This window comes from Oricola sp., from assembly GCF_965230365.1.
In the GTDB taxonomy this organism is placed as follows: domain Bacteria; phylum Pseudomonadota; class Alphaproteobacteria; order Rhizobiales; family Rhizobiaceae; genus Oricola.
This window is the reverse complement of the sequence record NZ_OZ246003.1, coordinates 1,164,962-1,191,211: the sequence shown is the minus strand read 5'-3', so window position 1 is coordinate 1,191,211 and position 26,250 is coordinate 1,164,962. Positions and strand designations below refer to the sequence as shown.

General features: G+C 62.4%; 21 protein-coding genes. 11 read left to right on the top strand and 10 right to left on the bottom strand.

Annotated elements, in window-relative coordinates; genetic code table 11:
- Nucleotides 1–160: 160 nt before the first annotated feature.
- Together ACO06R_RS05750 and ACO06R_RS05745 are read right to left on the bottom strand one after the other, a co-directional pair.
- Nucleotides 161–529: a hypothetical protein gene (locus tag ACO06R_RS05750; protein WP_421857248.1), complete on the bottom strand. Its 369-nt coding sequence runs from the start codon at nucleotides 527–529 to the stop codon at nucleotides 161–163.
- 101 nt (nucleotides 530–630) lie between these two features.
- Nucleotides 631–2,034: a homospermidine synthase gene (locus ACO06R_RS05745; protein ID WP_421859234.1), complete on the bottom strand. Its 1,404-nt coding sequence runs from the start codon at nucleotides 2,032–2,034 to the stop codon at nucleotides 631–633.
- Between the two features lie 316 nt (nucleotides 2,035–2,350).
- Here ACO06R_RS05745 and ACO06R_RS05740 point away from each other — a divergent pair, with 316 nt between their 5' ends.
- The 3 genes from ACO06R_RS05740 (at nucleotide 2,351) to ACO06R_RS05730 (ending at nucleotide 7,860) form a co-directional block, all read left to right on the top strand.
- Nucleotides 2,351–3,874 carry a sigma-54-dependent transcriptional regulator gene (locus ACO06R_RS05740; RefSeq protein ID WP_421857246.1) on the top strand — a complete coding sequence of 508 codons (1,524 nt, stop codon included), beginning with the start codon at nucleotides 2,351–2,353 and terminating at the stop codon, nucleotides 3,872–3,874.
- Between the two features lie 325 nt (nucleotides 3,875–4,199).
- Entirely contained in the window at nucleotides 4,200–6,062 is a 1,863-nt protein-coding gene (locus ACO06R_RS05735) for a DUF882 domain-containing protein (RefSeq protein WP_421857244.1), read from the top strand.
- Between the two features lie 235 nt (nucleotides 6,063–6,297).
- Nucleotides 6,298–7,860 carry a winged helix-turn-helix domain-containing protein gene (locus tag ACO06R_RS05730; protein ID WP_421857242.1) on the top strand — a complete coding sequence of 521 codons (1,563 nt, stop codon included), beginning with the start codon at nucleotides 6,298–6,300 and terminating at the stop codon, nucleotides 7,858–7,860.
- Here the strand turns inward: ACO06R_RS05730 and ACO06R_RS05725 are convergent.
- The 6 genes from ACO06R_RS05725 to gltB form a co-directional block, all read right to left on the bottom strand.
- Nucleotides 7,838–9,265, bottom strand: a complete 1,428-nt coding sequence (locus ACO06R_RS05725) for a cation:proton antiporter (protein WP_421859231.1) — start codon at nucleotides 9,263–9,265, stop codon at nucleotides 7,838–7,840. The genes ACO06R_RS05730 and ACO06R_RS05725 overlap by 23 nt on opposite strands.
- A 669-nt stretch (nucleotides 9,266–9,934) precedes the next feature.
- Entirely contained in the window at nucleotides 9,935–10,201 is a 267-nt protein-coding gene (locus ACO06R_RS05720) for a DUF2312 domain-containing protein (protein WP_421857240.1), read from the bottom strand.
- A gap of 105 nt (nucleotides 10,202–10,306) precedes the next feature.
- Nucleotides 10,307–10,507, bottom strand: a complete 201-nt coding sequence (locus ACO06R_RS05715) for a hypothetical protein (protein WP_421857238.1) — start codon at nucleotides 10,505–10,507, stop codon at nucleotides 10,307–10,309.
- Between the two features lie 124 nt (nucleotides 10,508–10,631).
- Nucleotides 10,632–12,089, bottom strand: coding sequence for a glutamate synthase subunit beta (locus tag ACO06R_RS05710; RefSeq protein ID WP_421857236.1), 1,458 nt, complete (start codon nucleotides 12,087–12,089; stop codon nucleotides 10,632–10,634).
- A 13-nt stretch (nucleotides 12,090–12,102) separates the two neighbouring features.
- Nucleotides 12,103–12,426 (bottom strand): heavy metal-binding domain-containing protein, encoded by a 324-nt coding sequence (locus ACO06R_RS05705; protein ID WP_421857234.1) that lies wholly within the window; start codon nucleotides 12,424–12,426, stop codon nucleotides 12,103–12,105.
- Between the two features lie 6 nt (nucleotides 12,427–12,432).
- A complete protein-coding gene (gltB, locus tag ACO06R_RS05700; RefSeq protein ID WP_421859229.1) occupies nucleotides 12,433–17,148 on the bottom strand; it encodes a glutamate synthase large subunit in 4,716 nt (1,571 codons plus the stop codon).
- Between the two features lie 386 nt (nucleotides 17,149–17,534).
- Here gltB and ACO06R_RS05695 point away from each other — a divergent pair, with 386 nt between their 5' ends.
- Together ACO06R_RS05695 and mauJ are read left to right on the top strand one after the other, a co-directional pair.
- Entirely contained in the window at nucleotides 17,535–18,581 is a 1,047-nt protein-coding gene (locus ACO06R_RS05695; protein WP_421857232.1) for a threonine aldolase family protein, read from the top strand.
- Between the two features lie 264 nt (nucleotides 18,582–18,845).
- Nucleotides 18,846–20,279 carry a methylamine utilization protein MauJ gene (gene mauJ / locus ACO06R_RS05690; RefSeq protein ID WP_421857230.1) on the top strand — a complete coding sequence of 478 codons (1,434 nt, stop codon included), beginning with the start codon at nucleotides 18,846–18,848 and terminating at the stop codon, nucleotides 20,277–20,279.
- 75 nt (nucleotides 20,280–20,354) lie between these two features.
- Here mauJ and ACO06R_RS05685 read toward each other — a convergent pair whose 3' ends face one another.
- On the bottom strand, nucleotides 20,355–20,834 hold the full coding sequence (locus tag ACO06R_RS05685; RefSeq protein WP_421857228.1) for an Lrp/AsnC family transcriptional regulator: 480 nt from the start codon (nucleotides 20,832–20,834) through the stop codon (nucleotides 20,355–20,357).
- Between the two features lie 98 nt (nucleotides 20,835–20,932).
- Between ACO06R_RS05685 and ACO06R_RS05680 the strand changes: the two genes are divergently transcribed.
- The 6 genes from ACO06R_RS05680 to ACO06R_RS05655 all read left to right on the top strand — a co-directional run bounded on the left by ACO06R_RS05680 (nucleotide 20,933) and on the right by ACO06R_RS05655 (nucleotide 25,632).
- Complete coding sequence (locus ACO06R_RS05680) at nucleotides 20,933–21,814, top strand: EamA family transporter (RefSeq protein WP_421859227.1); 882 nt, start codon at nucleotides 20,933–20,935, stop codon at nucleotides 21,812–21,814.
- 51 nt (nucleotides 21,815–21,865) lie between these two features.
- Complete coding sequence (locus tag ACO06R_RS05675) at nucleotides 21,866–22,759, top strand: DMT family transporter (protein WP_421857220.1); 894 nt, start codon at nucleotides 21,866–21,868, stop codon at nucleotides 22,757–22,759.
- A 171-nt stretch (nucleotides 22,760–22,930) separates the two neighbouring features.
- Nucleotides 22,931–23,239 (top strand): DUF2282 domain-containing protein, encoded by a 309-nt coding sequence (locus ACO06R_RS05670; protein WP_421857218.1) that lies wholly within the window; start codon nucleotides 22,931–22,933, stop codon nucleotides 23,237–23,239.
- A 112-nt stretch (nucleotides 23,240–23,351) separates the two neighbouring features.
- On the top strand, nucleotides 23,352–24,227 hold the full coding sequence (locus ACO06R_RS05665) for a DUF692 domain-containing protein (RefSeq protein ID WP_421859225.1): 876 nt from the start codon (nucleotides 23,352–23,354) through the stop codon (nucleotides 24,225–24,227).
- Nucleotides 24,211–24,996: a putative DNA-binding domain-containing protein gene (locus tag ACO06R_RS05660; protein WP_421857216.1), complete on the top strand. Its 786-nt coding sequence runs from the start codon at nucleotides 24,211–24,213 to the stop codon at nucleotides 24,994–24,996. The genes ACO06R_RS05665 and ACO06R_RS05660 overlap by 17 nt, the downstream gene beginning before the upstream one ends.
- A gap of 18 nt (nucleotides 24,997–25,014) precedes the next feature.
- Nucleotides 25,015–25,632 (top strand): DoxX family protein, encoded by a 618-nt coding sequence (locus ACO06R_RS05655; RefSeq protein WP_421857214.1) that lies wholly within the window; start codon nucleotides 25,015–25,017, stop codon nucleotides 25,630–25,632.
- A 54-nt stretch (nucleotides 25,633–25,686) separates the two neighbouring features.
- Here ACO06R_RS05655 and ACO06R_RS05650 read toward each other — a convergent pair whose 3' ends face one another.
- Entirely contained in the window at nucleotides 25,687–26,154 is a 468-nt protein-coding gene (locus ACO06R_RS05650) for an Hsp20 family protein (RefSeq protein WP_421857212.1), read from the bottom strand.
- Nucleotides 26,155–26,250 lie beyond the last annotated feature (96 nt).

Sequence of the window (26,250 nt, the reverse complement as noted above, 5' to 3'; positions counted from 1 at the left end):
CCCTACCTCGCGCCGCTCTGCGGCGTCATCGCACCTTCGTGTGACGATTGCGCGAAAGCCGCACCACATCAACTTTTTCACTGCATCCGGCGCTTGACAAGATGCAATAGATCGCCGCCGGGCGTCCCGCGCCCGGCACAACGCTGTCGCTACGACCGCCCTAACTACGCGTCAGCGTGAACTGCGCACCCGAATCGCTGGTGCAGTTCATCTGGCGCGAACCGATGATCAGGCAGTTGGTTCTGATCCGGGTCTGGCGCACCAGCGACCTCATGTTGATCTCGATGTTGCGGGCATCGTTGTATCGATACGTGCCCTCCGCCAGCCTGTTGCCGGTATCATTGGCGAACGTGACGAAGGAGCCATTGTTGAAACGCGACGTCGCCACGCCGCTCGAATCGGCCCAATTCCCTTCGGCGGCGCCGGAATAGGTGCCGAAGCGCCCACCCGAGCCGGGCGCGTCGATCACGCAACCGCCCAATGCCGCCAGGCAGCCCGCCACAGCCGCGTATGTCGCTATCTTCTTCATGACCATTCGAAACCCCGCTTTGTGTTCGATTTTGATACACAATACGTGAGAAAGCCGCCGCTATGAACCCGCAATTCCAGGTTGCCGGCCATCGTACCAAATCAGTCGTGGACGAGCACGTTTCTGAACTGCCACGGATCATGTTCGTCGATGTCTTCAGGAAACATGCCCGGCCGGCCAGCCAACGGCGTCCAGTCCGTATAGTAACCCTTGACCGGACCGAGATAGGGCAACTGGATCTCCAGGCAGCGGCGATAGTCCATCTCGTCCGCTTCCACGATCCCGGCCACCGGGTTTTCCAGCGCCCAGACCATTCCGGCGAGAACCGCCGAGGTAACCTGCAGGCCGGTCGCGTTTTGGTAGGGTGCGATTGCCCGCGTCTCCTCGACCGATAGCTGCGAGCCGTACCAGAAGGCGTTCTTCGCGTGGCCGTAAAGGAGCACCCCGAGTTCGTCGATGCCGTCCTGCAATTCATGCTCGTCCATGACATGCAGTTCGGATTGCGGTTTGCCCGCCTGGCCGAACATCTCGTGCAGCGACAGCACCGCATTGTCGCAGGGATGGTAGGCATAGTGGCACGTCGGCCGATACTCGACCGCACCGCTGTCATCACGCGCGGTAAAGAAGTCCGAGATCGAAATCGCCTCGTTGTGGGTCACCAGGAAACCGTATTGCGCGCCTGGCGTCGGGCACCAGGTCCGCACCCGCGTTGCCGCGCCCGGCTGGTCGAGCCAGATCGCCGCCTTGCAGCCAGCGGCATGCTCGTGCGCATTGCCGGGCATCCAGGTTTCATGCGTTCCCCAACCGAGTTCCGAAGGCTGCAAGCCCTCGGCGATGAAACCCTCGACCGACCAGGTGTTCTCGAACACATCCGGCGTCTTCGGCGCCTTGGAACGCTGGGTGTCGCGCTCCGCGATGTGAACGCCCTTGACGCCGGCCTTCTGCATCAGCCGGGCCCAGCCCTCGCGGTCTTCCGGCGCCGGTTTCACGAAATCAAGTCCGAGGTCTTTGACCAGATCGACGAGACCCTGCTTGACGAACCAGGAGACCATCCCGGGATTCGCGCCGCAGCACGACACTGCGGTCGTGCCACCGGGATTTGCCTGTTTTTCGGTACGGACAGTCTCGCGCAACGCATAGTTGGTCCGCGACGAGTTGTCCGCCGCGTCATCGAAGTAGAAACCGAGCCAGGGCTCGACCACCGTGTCGATGTAAAGCACGCCGATTTCGCGGCAGTATTTCATGATATCGAGCGAGGACGTGTCGACCGACAGGTTGACGCAAAATCCCTGCCCCTCGCCTTCGGTGAGTAGCGGGCCAAGCAGACCGCACAAATTCTCCGGGGTTACTGCGTCTTCGACAAGCCGGATCGTGCCGTCATCGGCCAGCGACCGCAATAGCGCATCCGGCCTCGGTTCAACAACGAACAAGCGCGCCGGATCGAAGTCGAAATGACGTTGGATCAACGGCAACGTACCGCGACCGATGGATCCGAAACCGATCATCACGACCGGACCGGTGATTTTCCCGTGAACCGGATAGTCCGTTGTCTCGGCCAATCTCGCTCTCCGTGCAGTTGGTGCAGGTCCTCATCTGCCTAAAGCATGGCTGTCCGGCAATGGGAAGGCACAAGTCGGTCGTCCAGCCTCTCCCTGACCGGAAAACGAGGCAACTACCCCGGCAACAAAGGGCCGCAATATCTTTCGTTCCGCTAAACTTTGAACGGAGTTCTTTGCCAGTGCTTCACTGACTTGTGCCAACTTGGCGCAAACTTGGGACCGGCTTCCGGTTCGCGTCGGATTCGCAGCCCGGGGGCATATCTTGACACTGGCGAGTGCAAGCATCCTGATCGTTGACGATGATCCTGTTCAGAGGCGGTTGCTCGAAGCGGCGATCAGTCGTGCCGGCCATACGGCCTATACGGTCGACGGCGGCAAGCCGGCGCTTGCCGCGCTGACCCGAAACGATCCTGACGCATTCGACGCGGTGCTGCTCGACCTGAGAATGCCCGACATCGATGGCCTGGCGGTCATGGCCGCGATGAAGGAGCATGATATCGACATTCCGGTCATCGTCCTGACGGCCCAGGGCGGGATCGATGTCGTGATTGCGGCGATGCGGGCCGGCGCATTCGATTTTCTTGTCAAACCCGTTTCACCCGATCGCTTGAACGCGGCGGTTCGCGATGCGGTTCGCCTGAATGTCAAGCAATCGGAACGCAAGACAACTGGCCATCCCGGCGCGGCCTCCTCCGTGCAGCCCCTTGTCGCCCAGTCGGAAGTCATGGACCGGGTAAAACTGCTGATCGCCAAAGCGGCCGCGACAGATTTTCCGGTGCTTATCGAGGGCGAGTCCGGTGTCGGCAAGGAACTCATCGCCCGCGCCATCCAGGCCGGCGGCGCGCGCCGCAAGCGCCCTTTCATTGTCGTCAATTGCGGCGCGATCCCCGAAAACCTGATCGAAAGCATCCTTTTCGGTCACGAGAAAGGGGCGTTTACGGGCGCCACGGAACGGCACACCGGCAAGTTCATCGAAGCGGACGGCGGCACGCTTTTCCTTGACGAAGTTGGAGAATTGCCGCTCGCCGCGCAGGTCAAGCTGCTGCGGGCGATCCAGGAAGGCGAGGTAGAACCGGTCGGCTCGAAAACCGTCCGCAAGGTCGATTTGAGGGTCATTTCCGCCACGAATCGCGACCTGATCGCCGAAATAAAGCGCGGCCGTTTCCGCGAGGACCTTTTCTATCGTTTGAATGTGTTTCCCATTCTTGTCCCTTCACTTCGCCAACGCGGAACCGATATCGCACTGCTCGTCGATCATTTCATCGCGATGTCGCGGCAACGCGAAACGGGTTTCCGCGCAAGAGGCATCAAACCTGACGCACTGGCGCTGCTGCGCGCCCACGACTGGCCGGGCAATGTCCGGCAACTGCAGAACGCGGTATTCCGCGCGATGGTGCTGTGTGACGGCGATATGCTCGAGGAAGCCGACTTCCCCCAGATCGCGGCGCAGGTGCACGGCATCGACCCGCGTGAGCTCTCCGCTGTCGCAGTACCGGAGCCCGAACCGCAATCGATGGACGAGCCTGGCGGCCGTGACTATGTCGATGCGCCGGGTATCGAACCGAGTGACGACACTGCCAGCGCCTGGTATCCGGTCGTGGCGGGAAGAGCCAGCCTCAACATGCTCGACGAGACCGGCAATGTCCGCGCATTGTCGGATATCGAATCGGACGCCATCGCCTACGCCATAGAGCACTATGACGGCCAGATGAGCGAAGTCGCGCGACGGCTGGGGATCGGTCGCTCGACACTTTACCGCAAGTTGAAAGAATACGATCTGGGCTAGCGCTGCCCAAAGCCCGGCTCGCAGCCAATCGCCGTTTCCTATCCGACTTGAACCGAGCTTGTTAGTGATTTGGTAACCATAGTGGTTTTCCGGTCAGCAGTTGGATTTCGGCTGCCATCGTATCACCGCATTTGCCGCGCAGAAGCACTGATGGTTTGGGGAACTTCGGGGATCGACTGTTGACCTCCCGCCTCTTGGCTTGTTTCGGACTGGATTTTCCGGCCTATCGGTGCGATCACATCGCTAACATGCAATTAACCATGTTGCCGGTAGTCTGGGGGGCGGTGCTGTTCACGCAGGTTGGTGCGCATTGATACCGGGTACGATGTTTCGGGCCGAATTGGGCCTGCGCGAGATTGCGATGTGCGCCGCTTTGCGGGCGTTGATTGTCGCATGCCTGCTTGTTCCTGCGTTGCTGCTTGCCTCCGCCACCGCTGAAGCCGAAACCCGGACGCTCAAGCTCTACTACATCCACACGAAGGAACGGGCCGAGATCACCTTCAAGCGCAACGGCCGTTACGATCAGGCCGGCTTGAAGAAGCTGAACCGGTTCCTGCGCGACTGGCGGCGCAACGAACCGACCAAGATGGATCCGAAGCTTTTCGACGTCCTCTGGGAGGCCTACCAGCTCGTCGGCGCCCGCGACTACATTCACGTCGTATCGGCCTATCGCTCGCCGGCAACCAACGAAATGCTGCGCCGGACGCGCGGCGGACAGGCCAAGAAGAGCCAGCACACTGTCGGCAAAGCGATCGATTTCTACATTCCCGGCGTCAAACTGGCGAAGCTCCGCGAAGTCGGCTTCAAGCTGCAGGGCGGCGGCGTGGGTTACTATCCGAAATCGGGCTCGCCATTCGTCCACTTCGACACAGGCAATGTTCGAGCATGGCCGCGCATGAGCCGCAAAGAACTGAGCCGGGTTTTCCCGAACGGCAAGACGCTGCATCTGCCGCCTGACGGCAAGCCGCTGCCCGGCTACAAGCAGGCGCTGGCCGAATACAAGGCCCGCAAGAGCCGGGGCGACGCCACTGCCGACGTCAAGGGACGCCGCTTCCGCAGTACCGCACCTGCAACCGCGACGGCGCGCAGCGGAGGCACCGATGGCAAGGACGGAAACGGCAAATCGCTGGTCGCCGCGATATTCGGCGGCGGCAACGACAACGAGGCGCAGGCCCCTGCCCGGCGTCAGCCGGCGCCCGCGCAAGCGGCGAGACCCGCCGCACCCGTCGTTCCGGAACCCGAAACGCCAGGCACAGTGATTGCATCGCTTTCGGCCAGCGAAACCCCGCTCCCGGTATCGGCGCCCCGCGCACGGCCGATCATTCCGCTGGGCGACAACCGGCCCCTGATCGCCGATCGGCCGGTCGCCCTCGCCTCCGCCAATCGCGCGGTCCCGCGTCCGCTGGCGCTGGTGCCGGACAATGCAGGCGCCACGCCCGTAGCGCTCGTTCCCAGCCTGGAGAAGCAGAAACGGCCGGGACGCCGCAGCGCCTCCGAGATCGAGGCCGCTTTGAACGGCGTTCCCAGCGAAAACGCGCTCGCCCGCTCGACAATCGGCACGATCATGACATCGGCCAAGCCTGTCGCCGCGCCGCGGCAAGACAGGCCGGTGTTGCCGATCCCCATTCCCGCCCCCCGCCGGCCAGTCCCCGCGCAACCCGAAGTCCAGGTCGCTTCGCTGCCGGTTCCGGCACTGCGTGACCGTCTGAGTGACGCGGTCGACGCGCCGAAAACCGCTGTCGTCCCGGCGATCCGGCCGGCGCAATCCGGGACCCCGGTCACCGCCCTGGCGCCGAACGCCGATGCGCGCATTCGTGCCGCATACGATTCGGGCGTCGTCACCACAGCCAAGACCGCGCGCCCCGAAGCCGCACCAGCACCGATCGTCGCGCCGGCGGCAAGGCTGGCCTCGGCCGACGAGATCGATCCGGCGCGTTTCGGCAGCTGGACCACTTCGTCGATCAGCATCACCGATCACGGCCGCGCCGGCGAGCGGCCCGCCTTCATCCAGAACGCCCTGCGCGAAGCGCCGACGGCGGTCTATGCCGATGGTTTCCAGCACCTGCCACCACCCGATCCGCAGCGTTTCAGCGGCAAGGCCGTGACGTTTCTCGCAGTGGCGCGCTTTGCCGGCGGAAAGGGCGGCGACGGTCAGCCACTGACGCTGCAGATCCCGGCGAACAACTAGAACCGCGCTCCAGGTAACGACCGGAAGGCAGCCGGATGGTCGCCCCGACCGGCATGATCGGCATTTTTCGGTGTATTCCGGCAACAGATGCAATATCATATGACCTCAGAAATTCCTCAGGATGTTGAACGATCACATCCGAAAGAATAGATGGGGCCACATAGCCGATGACCCTGCGGAGCATGAGCAGTACAGCCACGAGTTTTGCTCGCCGTTGAGCAACCGGAATCCGGCATTGATCTATTTGTTCGAAGATTGCCGTCTCGATACGCACAAGGCCGAGCTTAGGCGCGATGGCGCGCTGGTCGCCATTGAGCCGCAGGTTCTCGCGCTGCTTGTGCTGATTGTCGAGAACCATGATCGCCTGCTCACCAAGGGCGAGATTGTCGAGAAAGTGTGGGATGGACGTGCGATCTCCGAGTCGGCTCTGTCGAGCCGCATAAAGTCGGCCCGTCAGGCCGTGGGAGATGACGGCACGACGCAAAAGATCATCAGGACCATCCACGGCCTTGGCTTCCGATGCAACTGTGAGGTCGAAATCGCATTGGACCAGATTGCCGCCCGGCCCGCTGTTGCGGCGGAACAAGCGGTCAGCCTCGGCAGCATTGAAAACAAGCCCTCCATCGCGGTGCTTCCCTTCGGCTTGCTCGGACAAACTGAAAATCATACCGCGATCGCCGAGGCGATACCGCACGAGTTGATCACCGCACTTGCCCGGCTGCGCTGGATCTCGGTGATCGCACGCGGCTCCACGTTCCGCTTTCGTCAACCGCAACCGGACCTACCGCGAATCGGCGCGGCATTGAACGCCCGCTATTGCCTGTCCGGCTTTGTGGAGATCTTCGGCAAGTCGTTGACCATCAGCGTCGATCTGACGGACACGCGCGGCGACATTCTCGTCTGGAGCGAGCGCTATTCGACGACGGTCGACGAGGTTCATGACGTTCGCGCCAGGATCGTCGCCAACATCGTCTCGGTGCTCGATTACCGGATTCCGGCCCACGAAGCCCGACGCGCCGACGTCTCGGTGCCCGAGAATCTCGACGCCTGGTCGGCCTTTCACCTCGGGCTGCAACACGTTCTCCGCTTCAACCAGAAGGACAACGAGGTCGCGGCCGAGTTTTTTGCGGATGCAGTCGCCAAGGAACCGAACTTCGCCCGCGCGCATGCCGGGCTGGCATTTACGGCATTCCGGACTGCTTTCCTTCGTCAGACAGACGACCTGAAGGCGCAGATCGAACTGACCCTGAGACGCGCCGAACGGGCGACCGAACTCGATCCGTTCGATCCATTCGTCAATCTCTCGCTCGCGCGGTCCTACTGGCTGTTCGGCGATTTCGACCAGGCGCATGTCTGGTTGGAGCGGGCTCTGACGCTCAGCCCCAATTATGCCCATGGCCTCTATGCGCAGGCCTTCACCGACACGATCTCCGGACGCAACGAAACCGGGCGCACCCTGGTCGATGCGGCGGTTTCGCTGAGCCCGCTCGATCCGTTTCTCTACGCCATGCAGGCGTTGCGCAGCATGACCCTCATTGCGGATGGCGAATACCAACTGGCCGCGGGCTGGGCCGACAGCGGAGCCCGGATGCCGGGTAATCACTATCTGATCCAGATGAACGCCGCCGCCGCCAACGAACTGGCCGGCAAGGCCGAGACGGCTACGAAGTGGGCGCATTTCGTCCGCACGCGGCGACCCGATGCGACGCTGAAGCACTTTTTCGAGGCTTTCCCGCTTCGCAACGACGCGGCGCGAGCGGCAGTTTATGCGGCGCTCAAGAAGCACGGCTTCGATTGACTGCCTTCGTTTCGGCGGCACCGTCTTCGTCCGGCGCGGCCTTCCCGGCCACGAAGCTTGCGGCTTCGGCTTTTTCTGCCTCGGTTTTTGCGGCGGCAAGGCGTGCCGCCTTCTCTTCGCCCCGCCGACGCCGGGCGATCCGGCCGGCGCGGTAGCGCACCTTCAGCCACCACAAGCGCTCCTGCACGTTTTCGATCTCGTCGGCATAGGCTTCCGAAAGCGCGTCGCGATAGGACGAGTAGTTTTCCATCGCCAGCCGCTCGACCCGGTGCATCAGGCTGGTCCACGCCGGCGAGACCAGAAGCGTGATCGCAGTCACCGCAATCGACAGGCGATAGATATCGTAACCGAGCGCGCCCGCCGTGAAACCGGCGGCGGCAAGCACGAAGGAAAACTCGCCGATCTGCGCCATCGACAGGCCGCCGACCAGCGCGGTATCGCGGTCGAAGCCGGCGAACCGCAGCAGGAATACATTGAGGATTGTCTTGACCGCCACCACCAGGAAGGCGGCGGCGAGCACCACGCCAAGATGGTCGCGGATGTAGGACAGGTCGATCAGAAGGCCGATCGACAGAAAAAAGATCACCAGCAGCACGCTCTGGATCGGCTCGATCACCGGAATGACGCGATTGCGCAGGGTCGAATGACCGATCACCAGGCCGGCGAGAAACGCGCCATAGGCCGGCGACAGCCCGACCAGCCCGGAGAGCGCCGCAGCCCCGAAACAGGCGGCGAGCGATCCAAGCGCCAGCAGTTCGACATTGTCGCCGACCTGCTCGTCGAACGGCACCTTGATCTTCGGAATGCGGCCGAGCCACCACAAAAGCGCGCCGAGCAAACCCACCGCAATCGCCAGCTTGAAGACCAGCGAAAACGTCCCGGTTTCGCCACCGCCAAACGAAGCGATCAGGATCAGCATCGGTGCGACCGCGATGTCCTGGGCGATCAGCACGCCAACGGTAATCCGCCCTGGCAGCCGCCGCAGAGCGCCCATCTCGTCGAGCATCTTCATCGCCACGACCGTGCTGGACAGCGCAATGATGAAACCGAGAATGACGCCCTCGGCAAAGGTGGAGCCGGCCAGCCAAGCCAGTCCCGAGGCGATCAGCATGGCCGCCGCAAGCTGGCCCGCCGCCACCGTGACCGCCGGCCGCAGGGTGGAAACGAATGCTTTCAGCGACAGTTCCGTGCCAATGAAGAACAGCAGCACCAGCACGCCCATTTCGGCAAGTGCCGTAACATTGTCGTTGTTGTCGATCAGGCCGAAGCCGGTCGGGCCGAGCAGCACCCCGGCCATGATGAAACCGACCAGCGGCGGCTGCCTGAGGCGCATCAGGCCGAGGCCGGCCAGAACGGCGATCACGATGACGATCGCGATTTCAACCAACGGAAATCCGTGGTGCACGTCCTCCAAAACCGATTCTCCCGCGCTGCTTGTTCAGTAGTACAGGTGCGGTCGGCTACCGGCAAATCCGGTCTTGGTTCGGCGGATTTGCCATGCGCGCGTGCATCATCGGCACCGCGTCCCGTTTTCCGTGACCGGATTTTCAAAGAACCCAGACGAAATCCGCAAGCGCGACCGCGCGACCGAGGGGAGCTTGTCCCACCCTTAAGCTTCGCTTCGCTCGCTGGCGGGCCCCTGATTGCGAGGCCCATGCGGAGGCGTTCACGCGCAGCGTGAACTGCCGTGAGCACGAAAAAATATGGAAGACGGGCGGTCAAAGCATCGCAACGTCTAAAAGGTATAGCGATCCTCGGACCGCCCGCTCGGTGGTCTTGCAGCTTCGGTCGGCGGCCCGGAACTAAAGTCCGGGAAAACAAGACTGCGCGCGCCGCTTCATGCCGCCCTGACTTGGGGGTTCATCACCCAGTGACGCACCTCTGCGCCACCAGCCAGGCACCGTCCCTCTCTCCATCAGCCGGTGTGCACGACAGACTTCCGTGAGAAGGCGGGAGCGAGTGTAAGGCAGGATTTGGAGGGGAGGATAATATCCGATGGAGAATAAGGCTAACGTGTTGGAATCATTGATAGACGGGAGTTAGCGTCTCGATATCTATCCAACAAGCGAGCAACTTACTCCGCAGCATCAGGCTCCGGCGCCATGCCGAGCGCGTGCAGATAAAGATCGAGCACGGCTTCCTGTTCCATGCGTTCGTTCTGGTCCTGCTTGCGGATCGAAACGACCTTGCGCAGCACCTTGGTGTCGAAGCCCATGCCCTTGGCCTCGGCATAGACATCCTTGATATCGTCGGCGATCGACTTCTTTTCTTCCTCGAGACGCTCGATACGATCGATAAATGCACGCAACTGGTCTCGCGCGACGCCGTTCACGTCGGACATGTGGCTTGCTCCTGGGACAGCGGAAAACAGCGCAACGGATGCCGCATCCGCCCGCCCCGGTCAACCGGCAGTCGACGTCATGCACAGACGGTTTCAGCGGTCGAATTACCCGCGCCGCGTATCGAAGATGTGCTCAAGCCTGCGCGACAGCACCCACGACAGCGGAATCGAAATCACCGCGCCAGCCACGGCCGCGATACCGATATATGACGCCGAAAACAGATCGGCAGTCAGCAATGCGATGATGATGGCGCCCATGACCGTCGGTGCGACCAACAGATAGGCGGCGAGGAAGAGAGCGAACATGGAAAGTCCCCTGCGTCACGTACAACGCAAGGGACGCTATCCGCAACGTCAGGCGCGTGCCTTGACCTCGCTCAATTGCGACGCAGTGCCGCGTTGGAGCGTTTTTCGGATAGACCGAATCGCTCTAGCGCGGCAGGACGGTCGAGCCCATCAGGAACTTGTCGATGGCGTGCGCGGCCTGGCGTCCCTCGCGGATCGCCCAGACCACCAGCGACTGGCCGCGGCGGACGTCGCCAGCGGCCCAGAACTTGTCGACGGTCGTCTTGTAGTCGGTCTCGTTGGCGTTGACCGAGGTGTGGCCGCGCCGGTCGACATCGATCTTCAGGTCGCTGCCCAGTTCGCCGAGCACGCCGCCGGCCAGCGGGCCGGCAAAGCCGATCGCCACGAAGGCCAGATCGGCGCGGATGAAGAATTCCGAACCGGCGATCGGCTTGCGCGCCTCGTCGACCTCGCAGCATTTCACATGCGTCAAATGCCCGGCCTCGCCGATGAACTCCAGCGTCGCGACCTGGAATTCGCGCTGCGCGCCTTCCGCCTGGCTGGACGAGGTGCGCATCTTTGTCGCCCAGAACGGCCACACGGCGAGCTTGTCTTCACGCTCTGGCGGCTGCGGGCGGATGTCGAGCTGCGTCACCCTGACGGCGCCCTGGCGGAACGCGGTGCCGACGCAGTCGGACGCCGTGTCGCCGCCGCCGACCACGACGACATGCTTGCCACCGGCCAGGATCGGTTCCGACGGCCAGGCAACGGACTGGATGCTGTCTTCGCCGCCGACGCGCTTGTTCTGCTGGACGAGGTAGTTCATCGCCGGATGCACGCCGCCGAGACCGTCGCCCGGAATGCCCGCCTCGCGCGGCGTTTCCGATCCGCCGCAATAGAGCACCGCGTCGAATTCCGCGGCCAGTTCGGCGACCGGCTTGTCGACGCCGATATTGACATTGACATGGAAGGTTACGCCCTCGCCGCGCATCTGCTCGGCGCGCCGGTCGATGTAGTGTTTTTCCATCTTGAAGTCGGGAATGCCATAGCGCAGCAGCCCGCCGATGCGCGCCTCGCGCTCGAACACATGCACGTCATGGCCGACACGGCCGAGCTGCTGGGCGGCGGCCATGCCGGCCGGCCCGGAGCCGATGATGGCGACGCGCTTGCCGGTCTTCTCGGCCGCCGGCTGCGGCACGATCATGCCATTCGCATACGCCTTGTCGGCCAGCGCCTGTTCGACCGTCTTGATGGCGACCGGAATGTCTTCCAGGTTCAGCGTGCAGGCTTCCTCGCACGGCGCCGGGCAGATGCGGCCGGTGAACTCCGGAAAGTTGTTGGTCGAATGCAGATTGCGGATCGCGTTGTCCCAGTCGCCATTGTAGACGAGGTCGTTCCAGTCGGGGATCTGGTTGTGGATCGGACAGCCGGTCGGCCCGTGACAGAACGGTATGCCGCAATCCATGCAACGCGCCGCCTGCTTGGCGACTTCGCTGTCGTCCGGGGTGATGGTGAACTCGCGGAAATGCCTGATTCGGTCGGCCGCCGGCTGATACTTCGGCGTCTGGCGGTCAATTTCGAGGAAACCCGTTACCTTGCCCATGTCTGTTCCCGGTCTACCGTAACACCACGGCCGTGCCCGACGCTGAAACCATCAGCATCGAACCGCTGCCCGCGGTGATGTTCTCGTAATCTAGGTCGACACCGATCACGGCGTTGCCGCCGATCCTGTGCGCCTCCTCCTCCATCTCGCGGATGGCGATCTCGCGCGCCTCGCGCAAAGACTTCTCGTAGGCGCCCGAACGGCCGCCGACGATGTCGCGGATGCCGGCGAAGAAATCGCGGAAGATATTGGCGCCGAGGATCGCTTCCCCGGTGACAACACCCTTGTACTCCGCGATCTCGCGGCCCTCGATCGCGTTGGTCGTCGTGACGATCATTGTGCCCTACTCCGCAGCGATGTTCATCTGCATGCGCTCCATCTCCTCGAGCGCGCGGCGGTATTCAACCGGCATGACCTTGCGGAATTTGGCGCGGTAGCTTTCCCAGTTTTCAAGGATTTCTGCCGCTCGCGCCGAGCCGGTGTGATGCCGGTGATTGGAGATCATCTGCACCAGCCGCTCCTCGTCGTGGCGGGTCATGTCGCCCGACACGTCGACACGACCCTTGTGGGCGAGATCGCCGCCATGGTGATGCAGCTTCTCGAGGATGTCGTCCTCCTCGGGCACCGGCTCGAGTTCGACCATTGCCATGTTGCAGCGGCTTTCGAACGTGCCGTCCTCGTCGAGTACATAGGCGACGCCGCCCGACATGCCGGCCGCGAAGTTGCGCCCGGTCGGCCCGAGCACCACCACGACGCCACCGGTCATGTATTCGCAGCCATGGTCGCCGACGCCTTCGACAACCGCCGCCGCGCCTGAGTTGCGGACCGCGAAACGCTCGCCCGCCACGCCGCGGAAATAGGCTTCGCCCTGGATGGCGCCGTAAAGCACCGTGTTGCCGACGATGATCGACTGCTCCGGCACGATGCCGGAATTGTCCGGCGGCCGGATGATGATGCGTCCGCCGCACAGGCCCTTGCCGACATAGTCGTTGCCGTCGCCGATCAGATCGAAGGTCACGCCATTGGCGAGAAACGCCGCGAACGACTGGCCGGCGGTGCCGGTCAGCGTGACGCGGATCGTGTCGTCGCCAAGCCCCTTGTGGCCATAGCGCTTGGCGACCTCGCCCGACAGCATCGCGCCGGCGGAACGGTCGGTGTTGTGGATCGGCGTGTCGATAATCACCGGCGTGGCGCTTTCCAGCGCCGACGCGGCCTCGGCGATCAGCTTGCGGTCGAGGATGTCGGCGATCGGATGATCCTGACGCTCTGTCCAGTAGATCTCGCTCTTTTCGGCCGCGGGCTTGTAGAACACCTTGGAGAAATCGAGCCCGTGCGCCTTCCAGTGGTCGACCAGCGCCTGCTGCTCGAGCAGGTCGGTCTCGCCAATGATGTCGTCGAGCTTGGTGTAACCCATGGCGGCGAGCAACTCGCGCACCTCTTCGGCGACGTAGAAGAAGTAGTTGACCACGTGCTCCGGCGTGCCCTTGAAGCGCTTGCGCAGAACCGGGTCCTGGGTCGCCACGCCGACCGGGCAGGTGTTGAGATGGCACTTGCGCATCATGATGCAGCCGGCCGCGATCAAAGGCGCGGTCGAGAAGCCGAACTCGTCGGCGCCCAGAAGCGCACCGATGACAACGTCGCGGCCGGTTCTCAAACCGCCATCGACCTGCAGCGCCACGCGCGAACGCAACCCGTTGAGGACGAGCGTCTGGTGCGTTTCGGCAAGCCCCATCTCCCAGGGCGAACCGGCATGTTTCAGCGAGGTCAGCGGCGACGCGCCGGTGCCGCCGTCGAAGCCGGAAATCGTGATGTGGTCGGCGCGCGCCTTGGCAACGCCGGCTGCGACCGTACCGACACCGACTTCCGACACCAGCTTGACCGAGATGTCGGCGGCCGAGTTGACGTTCTTCAGGTCGTAGATCAGCTGCGCCAGATCCTCGATCGAATAGATGTCGTGGTGCGGCGGTGGCGAGATCAGGCCGACGCCCGGCGTCGAGTGCCGCGTCTTGGCGATGGTCGCGTCGACCTTGTGGCCGGGCAACTGACCGCCTTCGCCGGGTTTCGCACCCTGCGCGACCTTGATCTGGATCATGTCGGCGTTGACGAGATACTCGGTCGTCACCCCGAAGCGGCCGGACGCCACCTGCTTGATCGCCGACCGCTCCGGATTCATCGAGCCGTCTGGCAACGGGTGGAAGCGGTCAGGCTCCTCACCGCCCTCGCCGGTGTTCGACTTGCCGCCGATCCGGTTCATGGCGATCGCCAGCGAGGTATGCGCCTCGCGCGAAATCGAGCCGAACGACATCGCGCCGGTCGAGAACCGCTTGACGATTTCCGATGCCGGCTCGACATCCTCGACGGCGACCGGCGCGCGGCCGGTTTCCGCAGCGTTGCGGATGGCGAACAAGCCGCGGATCACCCGCGAGTTGCGGGCATCCGCATTCACCTGGTCTGCGAATTCGCGATACTTTTCCGGCAATTCCTGGCGCACAGCGTGTTGTAGCGACGCCACCGCGTCGGGCGTCCACACATGGTCTTCGCCGCGCACGCGGTAGAGATATTCGCCGCCGACTTCCAGCGCATTGATCAGCACCGGATCGCTGGAGAACGCCGCCTCGTGGCGGCGCACGGTCTCCTCGGCGATTTCCGCGAGGCCCGCACCCTCGATCGTCGTCGCGGTGCCGCTGAAATACTCGTCGACAAAGGCGGTAGACAGCCCGACGGCGTCGAATATCTGCGCGCCACAATAGGACTGGTAGGTCGAGATCCCCATCTTCGACATCACCTTGAGGATGCCCTTGCCGATGGACTTGATGTAGCGGCTGACCACCTCGTAGCGGTCGACTTCCGGCGGAAACTCGCCGCGCGCATGCATGTTGAGAAGCGTATCGAAGGCGAGATAGGGGTTGATCGCCTCAGCGCCATAGCCGGCGAGACAGCAGAAGTGATGCACTTCGCGCGGCTCGCCGGTCTCGATGACCAGCCCGACGGAGGTACGCAGGCCCTTGCGGATCAGGTGATGGTGCACGGCGGCCACCGCCAGCAGTGCCGGAATGGCGATCCGGTCCGGACCGATCTGGCGGTCGGACAGGATGATGATGTTGTAACCGCCATGCACCGCCTTTTCGGCGCGCGCGCACAGCTTCGCCAGTGCCGGCGCCATGCCCGCCGCGCCGATGCCGGCATCGTAGGTGGTGTCCAGCGTCTTGGTGTCGAACAGGTCTTCGGTGTGGCCGATGGAGCGGATCTTCTCCAGATCGCCATTGGTCAGGATCGGCTGGCGCACTTCCAGCCGCTTGCGCCGCGATGCGCCTTCCAGATCGAAGATGTTGGGCCGCGGGCCGATGAACGAGACCAGGCTCATCACCAGCTCTTCGCGGATCGGATCGATCGGCGGATTGGTCACCTGCGCGAAGTTCTGCTTGAAATAGGTGTAGAGCAGCTTCGACTTGTTCGACATCGCCGAAATCGGCGTGTCGGTGCCCATCGAGCCGATCGCCTCCTGGCCGGTGGTCGCCATCGGCGCCATCAGGATCTTGGTGTCTTCCTGGCTGTAGCCGAACGCCTGCTGACGGTCGAGCAGGCTGACGTCCTCGCGCAGCGCCCGCGGCGCGACCGGCTTCAGGTCTTCCAGGATCAGCTGCGTGTTTTCCAGCCAGTCCTCATAGGGATGCATCTCGGCCATCTGCCGCTTGATCTCCTCGTCGGAGACGATGCGGCCTTCATCAAAGTCGATCAGCAGCATCTTGCCGGGCTGCAGCCGCCATTTGGTGACGATGTTCTCTTCGGGCACGGTGATGACACCGGCCTCCGACGCCATGATCACACGGTCGTCATCGGTGACGATGTAGCGCGCCGGGCGCAGTCCGTTGCGGTCGAGCGTTGCGCCGATCTGCCGGCCGTCGGTAAACGCCACGGCCGCCGGTCCGTCCCACGGCTCCATCAGGGCCGCATGATACTCGTAGAAGGCCTTGCGCCGCTCATCCATGAGCTGGTTGCCGGCCCACGCCTCAGGGATCAGCATCATGACGGCATGCGCCATCGTGTAGCCGCCCTGGAACAGAAATTCGAGCGCGTTGTCGAAACAGGCCGTATCGGACTGGCCCTCATAAGAGATCGGCCAGAGCTTCTCGATCTCGCCGCCGAACAGCGCCGAGGATACCGAAGCCTGCCGCGCCGCCATCCAGTTGACGTTGCCGCGCAGCGTGTTGATTTCGCCATTGTGCGCGACCATTCGGTAGGGGTGCGACAGTTTCCAGCTCGGGAAGGTGTTGGTCGAAAACCGCTGGTGCACGAGGGCCAGCGCCGAGATGAAACGCTCGTCGGCCAGGTCCTTGTAATAGGCGCTCACCTGATAGGCGAGGAACATGCCCTTGTAGACGACGGTGCGCGACGACAGCGAAACCGGGTAGAAGCCGCTGTCGCGGCCATCGGTCTCGGCATGGATACGCGCCGAAATCACCTTGCGCAGGATGAACAGCCGCCGTTCGAACGCATCGCCCGCCTCCAGATCGTCGGCCTTGGCGATGAACACCTGCCGGTGCACCGGCTCGGTGGCGACGATCTCCGGCGCCTTGGAAAGGCTGGCATTGTCGACCGGTACGTCGCGGAAGCCGATCAGCCGCTGGCCCTCGCTCGCCACCACCTCGGCAATGATGCCCTCGATATGGGCGCGCAGTTCCGCATCCTGCGGCATGAACATGTGGCCGACGCCGTATTCGCCCTCCGGCGGCAGGTCGACACCCTTGTCAGACCACTCGGCGCGATAGAGCGCGTCGGGAATCTGCACCAGCATGCCGGCACCGTCGCCCATCAGCGGATCGGCACCGACCGCGCCGCGATGCGTCAGGTTTTCGAGCATCGCCAGACCGTCGGCGATGATCTGGTGCGACTTTTCGCCTTTCATGTGGGCGATAAAGCCGACGCCACAAGCATCGTGCTCGTTGCGCGGATCATAGAGGCCGCGTGCGGACGGCAGGCCGAATGCTGTCGAATCGGCGCGCTCCGGCTTGGCCAGGGCTGCCTCATTCGCGATTTTCGACGGCGTTTTTCTCGTCACCATTTCACACCTCCATACCGACCTCGCGGTCCGCGCGCCCTATTTATCATGTCCACTCCCGTGCGCCAGCCCGTTTGGCGGTGGCGGCGCCGCGACCGTCGCCGGTGGCAACCGGTGACATCGATAGTGCCGTTCGTCGGGATCTGGAACCTGCCCCGCGTTTGCACACGCGTTATCGGACCATCACTCCGCGTGACTTGGTCCGAATTGTAAATAGGACAGCATTGCTGCCATATTCATATGACAGAAACCGGCTCGTTTCTCAAGACGCAATCGGAAAAAAATCGCGTCCATTGCAACACAATATGTCGCACAAGCGGCTCTGCGGATTATATCGTTGCGCGGCGGCGTCCGATCCGCCGACTGCGCTGGAAGGAGAATACCGCGTGCACTTTGCCTCAGACAACTGGGCCGGCGCCCATCCTGCCATCAACGCGGCGCTCACCGCCCATGGCGGCGGATTTGCGGCACCCTATGGCGGCGGCGAGCCCGACCGCGCCGCCGAGGAACGCTTTGCCGAGATCTTCGGGCACGCGGTCTCGGTATGGTTCCTGCCGACGGGAACGGCCGCCAACGCGCTGGCGCTGGCCGCGGTGCACAGGACCGGCGGCATCGCCTTCGCCCATCCCGACGCGCATATCCGCGAGGACGAGGGCGGTGCGCCGGAATTCCTGACCGGCGGTGTGCGCGTCCGCCCGGTCGAGGGGGCAAACGGCAGGTTCGACGCGGCGGCGCTGGAAAAGGCCGTCGCGCCGTTTGATCCGGGCGCCGTCAACATGGGGCGCGCTTCGGCCGTGTCGATCACCCAGGCGACCGAACTCGGCACCGTCTATACGCCCGGCGAGATCGAGGCGATTGCGAATGTCTGCCGCGCCCACGACCTGCCGCTGCACATGGACGGCGCGCGCTTTGCCAACGCGCTTGTGGCACTCGGCTGTTCGCCAGCCGACATGACCTGGCGGCGCGGCGTCGACATGGTCTCGTTCGGCGGCACCAAGAATGGCTGCTGGTGCGCCGAGGCGCTGATCTTCTTTGATCCGGCGATGGCCGCCGACATGGCCTATCTGCGCAAGCGCTCCGGCCAGCTCTTCTCCAAGTCGCGCTTTGTCGCCGCGCAGTTCCTCGCCTATTTCGAAAACGGACTGTGGCTCGACCTGGCCCGCCACGCCAACGCCATGGCGGCGTCGCTGGCGGCGGTCATCGACACCAGCGCAGCGCTGAGGCTGGCGCTGCCGCCGGAAGCCAACGAGGTTTTCGCGATCATGCCGGACGCCGAATACGAGCGGCTGCGCGACGCCGGCGCCGGGATTGGCGATTGGCCGATGCCGGCGGGCGGCGGGATCGCCGTGGCGGATGGCGAGGTGATCGTTCGCCTGGTCACCAGCTTTGCGACGCAGCAGGCCGACATCGACGCCTTCGCCGCCCTTCTGTGAGCGTCCGGATTGAAAAAGCGCATTGCGGACAGAACGAGCATTCGCGAAAGCTGGGTTATCGGCCGGAAGCGGCCCATAGCGGGCGTTTATCGGCTGACGAAATGATGTTGCAATGCGGCGCACCAAACTTCCCATTCACCGCGCTTGCGAAGTTCGCGCGTCGGGAGACCGCAGAAATACGGACGGATCCGCCGACCGATATTGTATAGCGAGGGTCCGGTTTGTAGAGTTTATGATAGATACACAGCGGTCTAAGCAAAAGCCATGTATGCGAAAAACCTGTCGCTTCTTCTTCATCGCCAACTTTCTGAACCTTGCTCATACGATGAAACACTAAAGCGCTTTGAAAGCCTGCGAAGCTATGGGCAGCTTCCACGTGGGCGAGACAAGGCAGCACAACGTCTCACCAATAGTGAGATCGCACGCGCTGTTTTAGGCTATGTGCCCACACTAAGTGGATGGGCTGGGCATGTAGCTCTGATCATGAGCGATCTAAGGCCTGTTGGCGGCGTCTCTGCGTCGTTCCAAGAGACGCTTTCCCTTTGTGAAGCGATGGCTGCTCTGCTTGGCAAAGATGAACACTGTAATGCACTCGTATCGCTCACGCTTTCTATAGCCCGAATTCCAGGAAACGATGAATACCAAGCAAAGCTGATTTTCGAGGAAGACGGTCAGCGGAAGGCAACCTCCTACGTTTCGAAATATGCTCTGTCTTTGGCGGCGGCAGGAGCGGAAAAAGAATTCGATCATGACCGACCGTTATCGACCAACACTCGCCAACTCGTCCTAAACCGAGAGTTTTTCCGAGAGCTAAAGCGTGACATCGACCTTTCGCGACATTGGAACCGGCCACTAGAAACGGATTGGCGTGAATATGAAACAGAGGAGGAGCGTAACGCTTTCCACGAGCGCCTCGGCGCACGCAGAGGTTCAAGGTTTCTGAACGCCGGCGTTGATACCACCGTCACTTGGCCAAAGGATCCGACGCGAATCGAGTTTGGCGGCCATCATTTCGTACTCTTCCCAAAAACGAAGGAGAACTCGCATTCAATCAGCATCGACCTGACCAGCGAGCGTATCAACACAGGAGATGCCAGGACCCTCCTAAACCGCTTTTTGAGTGTGCTCTCTTGGTGTGATGATCGTCACGCTATCCTGCGTGAGGGGTGGTCGGGAAACCCTGTACCCGTGCCTGTGCCAAAGCGAGACATGGCATTTTCCACAATGATGACTTGGATGTTCTATCGCTCAATGCCAGAGGATGCAGCATTGCTAAACTGCCTGTCCTATTACAGGGAAGGATTGAATGCTGCCGAGGCCGGAGTTTCGTCGCAGGCAGTGCTGAGCTTCTTCAAAGTCTTTGAAACAGGTTTCAAACACTTAGACAGCAGAAAAATCGGTCCAAAAACCCGCGAATGGATAAAGGGAGTCTTTGACGATGCTTGCAAAGACGTCCTACCTGTGCGCCTAGATCGCTTCAATGAAGACAGACAAGACAAATCAATTGAAAAATACGTTTATGAAAATTGTCGCGTCGCAACCGCACACGCCTCCAAGAAGTTTGAATCCGATGCAGATATGTACTCCGAAACGCAAAGATTGTCGGTTGCTGCTGAGATCATGAGGGCTTTGGCAAGGCACTATATAAGAACGAAGTATGACTTCTCAGAAACGTACTTGAGCGACAAAAAAGGCTAATAGCTGCCATTCGAATCCCGCACCGGACCGGCTGCCATCGTTCGCCTCGCGCATCGATATCGGCGCTCCGCCGGATCACTCGTCCTCGCCGGCGGGAATGCGCGGCAGGCGCTGTGCGACCGGCGATGACTGGATGATCGAGGTGTTGGTCATCGCATGGGGAATGATCATGTCGATGATCCGCTCCAGGTCGCCGATCGAGGCCAGATGGGCACGCGCCAGGAAACAGTCGTCGCCCGTGACACGGTCGCATTCAGAGATTTCCGGTATTGCCTTCAGGATCTCGGCGACCCGCTGCAATTCGCCGGGAATGGGCCGGATGCGCAGCCAAGCCGACACCGGCAATCCGAGCGCCGGCATCGATACCCTGGCGCCGTAGCCGGTAATGACCCCGGCTTCCTCGAGCCGCCGCATGCGCTCGGCTGCGCTCGGCGCCGACAATCCGATCCGCCGCGCCAGTTCGGCCATGGTGATGCGCGCATTGGCGGTCAGTTCGGCGAGGATCTTCTCGTCGACCCGGTCGATGTCTCCGTTTTCATATCTGAGGCGTTTCATCGATAAAGCCCCCGGAATTAAGGATAATCGCCAAATTCGGCGACCCATTGTCCATGGTGAATATCCATCATGCCTCCGATACTGGAAGTATGAGCAAGATGCGGCAGGATGTCGACCCGAAGCAGCAACCCACCCTGAACCGGCTGACCGCGAATGTGCCGCCCTATGCATGGTTCTGTGTCAGCGCGGTATTTCACTATCTCGGGCCATCGCTGGCCGTGCTGCTGTTTCCCGCGGCCGGCGTGTTGGGGATCGCCTGGTTCCGCATCGCCTCTGCCGCGCTGGTCTTTGCGCCGCTGACGAAGCCCTGGCGGACCCTGGGCCAAGCCGAGCCGGCGACACGGGGATTGCTGCTATCGCTCGGCGCCTGTCTGGCGGCGATGAACACTGCGTTTTATCTGGCGCTCGACAAGCTGCCAATGAGCCTCGTCGCGGCGATGGAGTTCACGGCGACGCTTCTCGTCGCGCTTTACGGATTGCGCACACCGCGAAACCTCTTTGCGGTTGGGCTTGCAATTGCCGGCGTATGGCTGCTGATCGACGTCAGATGGGCGACCAGTCCGGTCGGACTGTTCTGGTCGGCTATCAACGCCGCCTTGTTCGCCGTCTATATCATACTTGGCCACCGTGTATCGCAGACCGGCGCAGACGCCGGTATCAAGCGCCTCGGCGCGGCCATGTTCATCGCCTTTGTTTTCGTCACGCCGGTCGGCGCCGCACAAGCCGTTACCATATTCGCCAATCCGTTGCTGGTCCTTGCCGGCATAGGCGTCGGGATCTGTTCCTCGGTCATTCCCTATGTCTGCGACCAACTCGCGATGTCGCGTATCCCGCGCGCCTCGTTCGCGCTCATGCTGGCCTTGCTGCCGGCATTCGCGACCGTCATCGCGGCCATTGTCCTGGCCCAGATACCTACGTCGCGCGATCTTGCGGGTGTGGCTCTCGTGATGGCCGGCATCGCCATGCACCGACCGCGCTAGCGAAGTGTGATAGGGACGCCCATGCGACATGCCGTTGCCGGAGGAAACCCGATGAGTGATCGATCAGACGGATTGCGAGCAGGTGTGATCTTCGGATTTCTCGGCATGTTGGGATTCAGCGGCACACTGGTCGCGACCCGATTGGCAATCGCCGATTTTTCGCCGCTGGAGATTACATGCGCGCGCATCGCGATGGCGGGCGCGCTCGGCGCGGCGGCCCTGTTCGCGGCCGGTCGCACCGCGCTCCCGACGCGACACCAGTTGCGGGGTATTCTTGCAGCCGGGCTCGGCCTTGCGGTCGGCTATCCGTTCTTTCTGGCCCTTGCGCTGCAATCGGTGCCGGCGATCCATGGCGCCATGGCGACGGGTCTGGCGCCGGCGGTCACCGCGATCCTGGCCGTGCTTCGCGCCGGCGAACGTCCCCCCGCCCTGTTCTGGCTGGGATGCGCGGTGGGTTTCTGCGCGGTCTTCTACTATGCGTTCGACGCAGGCGGCGGCCGCCTGCATGTCGCCGATCTTTGGTTGTTATGCGCGCTTGCGGCGATGGGCTTCGCCTATGTGGAAGGCGGGAAGGTCTCCGCCGAACTGGGCGGCGCCAACACGTTGAGCTGGGCGATGGTCCTGCTGACGCCCGGTGCGATAGCCATACTGGTCTTCCAGGCTCCCGACGCCGGCTGGGAAACGGCCGGCGTCTCGAGTTGGGCCGCGCTCGCCTATCTTGGTATCATCTCCATGTTTCTGGCTTCCGTATTCTGGTATCGCGGATTGGCAATGGGCGGGATCGCGCGGATCGGCCAGATCAATCTGCTCATGCCGATTGTCTCGATCGCCCTGGCCGCGCTGATACTCGGCGAAGAGATAACGACGCCCGCGATCATCACGGCGTTTGTCGTCTTCGCCGCGATGCTGCTGTGTCTGCGCTCCCGCGTGCGGCGAGCGGCCTGAACCGCGCACGGCTGTTCTGTGAAAAATATTTTCCTGAGGTCAAACATGCCTCACACATATGTGAAACGGGATAACACGTGCTTGATTTCCCGTTGATCGAGCGGTTTGCCAAACATGTCCTACCGGTCCGGTGGATGGATCGGATCAAAACGGGCTTCATAGGAGTTAAGGATGTCCAAAGCTACTAAAACCGCATTCAGCGGCGCCGTTCTCGCCGGCGCAGTCGCAGCAGCAGTCTCGGGCGCTCAGCTCGTCACCGTGACCGACGCGCACGCAGCCAACGTGAAGTGCTACGGCGTTTCGCTCGCAGGTCAGAACGACTGCGCGGCCGGCCCGGGCACAACCTGCCAGGGAACGTCGACCGTCGACTACCAGGGCAACGCCTGGAAGTTCGTTGAAGAAGGCACCTGCGTTTCCATGGAACTCGAGGGCGGCCGCATGGGCTCGCTCGAGCCGCTTGACCGCGATCTGCCGGCATAAGCCGTCACACGAGTTGGTTGCAAATCGGAGACTGTTGATGACCGAGTTTTCCCATCCTCTAGGTCATATGTCGTTCGACCCTCCGAATGCACGCAAGACCCGGTTTGCAACCATGCCTTCCCGCATCCCGCCATCAACTGGCGTGGGCTTCAAGCACACGCATCTCGACGACATTCTCGCCGATACCGATCCGGTCGGATTTCTGGAAGTGCACGCCGAGAACTACATGGGCGACGGCGGTTTTCCGCATCGCGCCCTGGAACGCGTCAGGCAGGACTACCCGGTCTCCCTGCATGGCGTGTGCATGTCGATCGGCGGCCCCGAGCCGCTGAGCACTGACCATCTTGCGCGCTTCAAGGCACTGGTCGAGCGCTACGAACCGGGTCTGATTTCCGAACACCTCGCCTGGTCGACCCATGACGACGTGTTCATGAACGATCTGCTGCCGCTCCCCTATACCGACGAGACGCTCGCCCATGTTTGCGAGCACGTCGACCGGATGCAGTCCTTCATCGGCAGGCAGATGCTGCTGGAAAACCCGTCGACCTATGTTGTCTTCGACAACTCGACGATGAGCGAGACCGACTTCATCCGCGAGATCGCGCGGCGCACCGGATGCGGCCTGCTGCTCGACGTCAACAACGTTTTCGTCTCGGCCACCAATCACGGCTATTCGCCGCTCACCTATCTGATGGATTTCCCGCTCGAGCTTGTCGGCGAGATCCACCTTGCCGGCCATGCCGTTCAAGAGGACGACGAGGGCGAAACGCTGCTCATCGACAGCCACGATGCGCCGGTCGCCGATCCGGTCTGGGATCTGTTCGAGATCGTCGTCAAGCAGACAGGGCCGATCCCGACGCTGGTGGAATGGGATTCCGATCTGCCCGACTGGCCGGTCCTGAAATCGGAGGCGACCGCCGCCGAGCGTATCCTCGAGCGTGTCGCCAGCACGTTCATGATGGGCAAGCGCCATGCCGCCGCAGTCTGATCCCGGCCAACTGGACGCAAAAGGCTTTCGCGCCGCAATTCTCGATCCCGAAGTCGAGAAACCCGCCACGGTTGTCGGACCGGGCGGCAAGCAGGCGGTCAAGCGTTTCAATGTCTACCGCAACAATGTCACCGTCAGCCTTATCAACTCGCTCGTCGACATCTTTCCGGCTGTCCAGCGCATTGCAGGCGAAACCTTCTTCCGCAACATGGCGCGTGAATTCGTGCGCGCGCATCCGCCGGCCTCGCCGCTGCTGTTCCAGTACGGGCACGAATTTCCCGATTTCATAGCGCAGTTCGAGCCGGCGGCGCGTATGCCCTACCTCGCCGATGTGGCGCGGCTGGAGCGTTGCTGGTTGACAGCCTATCACGCCGCCGACCTGGAGCCGCTTTCGCCGCAAGAACTCTCGGAGTTCGCGCAGGAACGCCTCGGCGAATTGCGGTTCATCGCCCACCCGGCAGCCGGCGTCGTCCGGTCGGATTACGCGGTGTTCGATATCTTCGATGCCAACCGCAACCACGAAACGGTGCCCCGCATCGAGGCCGCCCAGCCACAGGACGTGCTGATCACGCGTCCGGCGCATGATGTCATGGTGACGCGACTGCCCGACGGGCACGGCGCATTCTTCGATACGTTGCTTGCCGGGGCCACGCTGGCAGACGCCGCCGAAGCCGGCGCGACAGCCAACGACACCTTCGACATTGGCGAAGCCATTGGCGGCCTTCTGTCGACTGGCGCCTTCACCACCGCTACAATAGAAAACCACTGAAAACCGGGGAACACGGCCATGACCGATACACAGCATGCCGAGACTGGCTCAACGCAGATCGCAGCCGGACCGGTCGCCATGATCGTGCGCCTTCACAACGCCGTCTTTGCCGGTCTCGACCGGGCGCTCGCCGGCTGGTTCAACGGCCTGGCGGCACGCTTCGCCTTCTTCAGCCTGCTGTTCTTCTATTATCTGAATTCCGGCTGGAACAAGCTCGGCGACGGGATTTTCGGCTTTCTCAATCCGAGCATCGGTGCCTATGCGTCGATCCTGCCGCCGGTCATGGAACACTACGGCTTCGACGTCGATGCGATCCCGTTCTTTCCCTGGGACATCATTGTCCTGCTCGGCACCTGGACCGAATTCCTGCTGCCGATCATGATTGTCATCGGGCTGTTCAGCCGCATCGCCGCGATCGGTATGATCGTCTTCGTGATCGTCCAAAGCTATGTCGATGTCGCCTTCCACGGGCTGGAAGCCAAGTTCGTCGGTTCGATGTTCGACCGCTTGCCCGACGCCATCATCTTCGACCAGCGCATGCTGTGGATCTTCGTGCTGCTGATGATCGTCGTTAACGGCCCCGGCCGGATTTCCGTGGATCATCTCTTGGGCCGCTGGTTCAACGCCCGAACCTGAACGCAAAAAAGGCGGGGTCTCCCCCGCCTTTCAGCTTCGATACCGCGACCGCGATCAATTCACGGACTTGGCTTCGATCTGCCGGGCATCCTTGCCGTTCTTGATGTCGATTTTGCGCGGCTTCATCGCTTCGGGAATCTCGCGTTCCAGATCGATATGCAACAGGCCGTTCTTGAGTTCGGCGGCCTTCACTTCGACATAGTCTGCCAGTTGGAAACGGCGCTCGAAGGCACGCGAGGCGATGCCCCGGTGCAAGAACTCACGCTTCTCCTGATCGGTTTCCTCCGGCTTGCCGCCGGCGACCGTCAGCACGTTGGAACGCGCCTCGATCGTAAGGTCATCCTGGGAAAAACCGGCCACGGCCATGGTGATCCGGTAAGCATTCTCGCCGGTCCGCTCGATATTGTAGGGCGGATAGCTCGGCGCATTGCCTTCCGGCTGGGCCAGCGTGTCCAGCATGTTGAACAGGCGGTCGAAACCGACGGTCGATCGGAAGAGCGGTGAATAGTCGACATGACGCATGATTGGTCCTCCATCATTGAGCGACGTGTTGTGCGTTTGATGCTGCGACCGCCCGGTATTGGCGCGGCCCTGTCACATCAGCGGACCCGGAATGGC

Bases quoted from the DNA above. Each gene is read 5' to 3' on its own strand.
- ACO06R_RS05735 (WP_421857244.1), top strand. From the start codon at position 4,200: ATGTTTCGGGCCGAATTGGGCCTGCGCGAGATTGCGATGTGCGCCGCT.
- ACO06R_RS05750 (WP_421857248.1), bottom strand. From the start codon at position 529: ATGAAGAAGATAGCGACATACGCGGCTGTGGCGGGCTGCCTGGCGGCA.
- mauJ (WP_421857230.1), top strand. From the start codon at position 18,846: ATGTATGCGAAAAACCTGTCGCTTCTTCTTCATCGCCAACTTTCTGAA.
- ACO06R_RS05680 (WP_421859227.1), top strand. From the start codon at position 20,933: ATGCGGCAGGATGTCGACCCGAAGCAGCAACCCACCCTGAACCGGCTG.
- ACO06R_RS05715 (WP_421857238.1), bottom strand. From the start codon at position 10,507: ATGTTCGCTCTCTTCCTCGCCGCCTATCTGTTGGTCGCACCGACGGTC.
- ACO06R_RS05675 (WP_421857220.1), top strand. From the start codon at position 21,866: ATGAGTGATCGATCAGACGGATTGCGAGCAGGTGTGATCTTCGGATTT.
- ACO06R_RS05705 (WP_421857234.1), bottom strand. From the start codon at position 12,426: ATGATCGTCACGACGACCAACGCGATCGAGGGCCGCGAGATCGCGGAG.
- ACO06R_RS05670 (WP_421857218.1), top strand. From the start codon at position 22,931: ATGTCCAAAGCTACTAAAACCGCATTCAGCGGCGCCGTTCTCGCCGGC.
- ACO06R_RS05650 (WP_421857212.1), bottom strand. From the start codon at position 26,154: ATGCGTCATGTCGACTATTCACCGCTCTTCCGATCGACCGTCGGTTTC.
- ACO06R_RS05685 (WP_421857228.1), bottom strand. From the start codon at position 20,834: ATGAAACGCCTCAGATATGAAAACGGAGACATCGACCGGGTCGACGAG.
- ACO06R_RS05710 (WP_421857236.1), bottom strand. From the start codon at position 12,089: ATGGGCAAGGTAACGGGTTTCCTCGAAATTGACCGCCAGACGCCGAAG.
- ACO06R_RS05720 (WP_421857240.1), bottom strand. From the start codon at position 10,201: ATGTCCGACGTGAACGGCGTCGCGCGAGACCAGTTGCGTGCATTTATC.
- ACO06R_RS05655 (WP_421857214.1), top strand. From the start codon at position 25,015: ATGACCGATACACAGCATGCCGAGACTGGCTCAACGCAGATCGCAGCC.
- ACO06R_RS05660 (WP_421857216.1), top strand. From the start codon at position 24,211: ATGCCGCCGCAGTCTGATCCCGGCCAACTGGACGCAAAAGGCTTTCGC.
- ACO06R_RS05665 (WP_421859225.1), top strand. From the start codon at position 23,352: ATGCCTTCCCGCATCCCGCCATCAACTGGCGTGGGCTTCAAGCACACG.
- ACO06R_RS05745 (WP_421859234.1), bottom strand. From the start codon at position 2,034: ATGATCGGTTTCGGATCCATCGGTCGCGGTACGTTGCCGTTGATCCAA.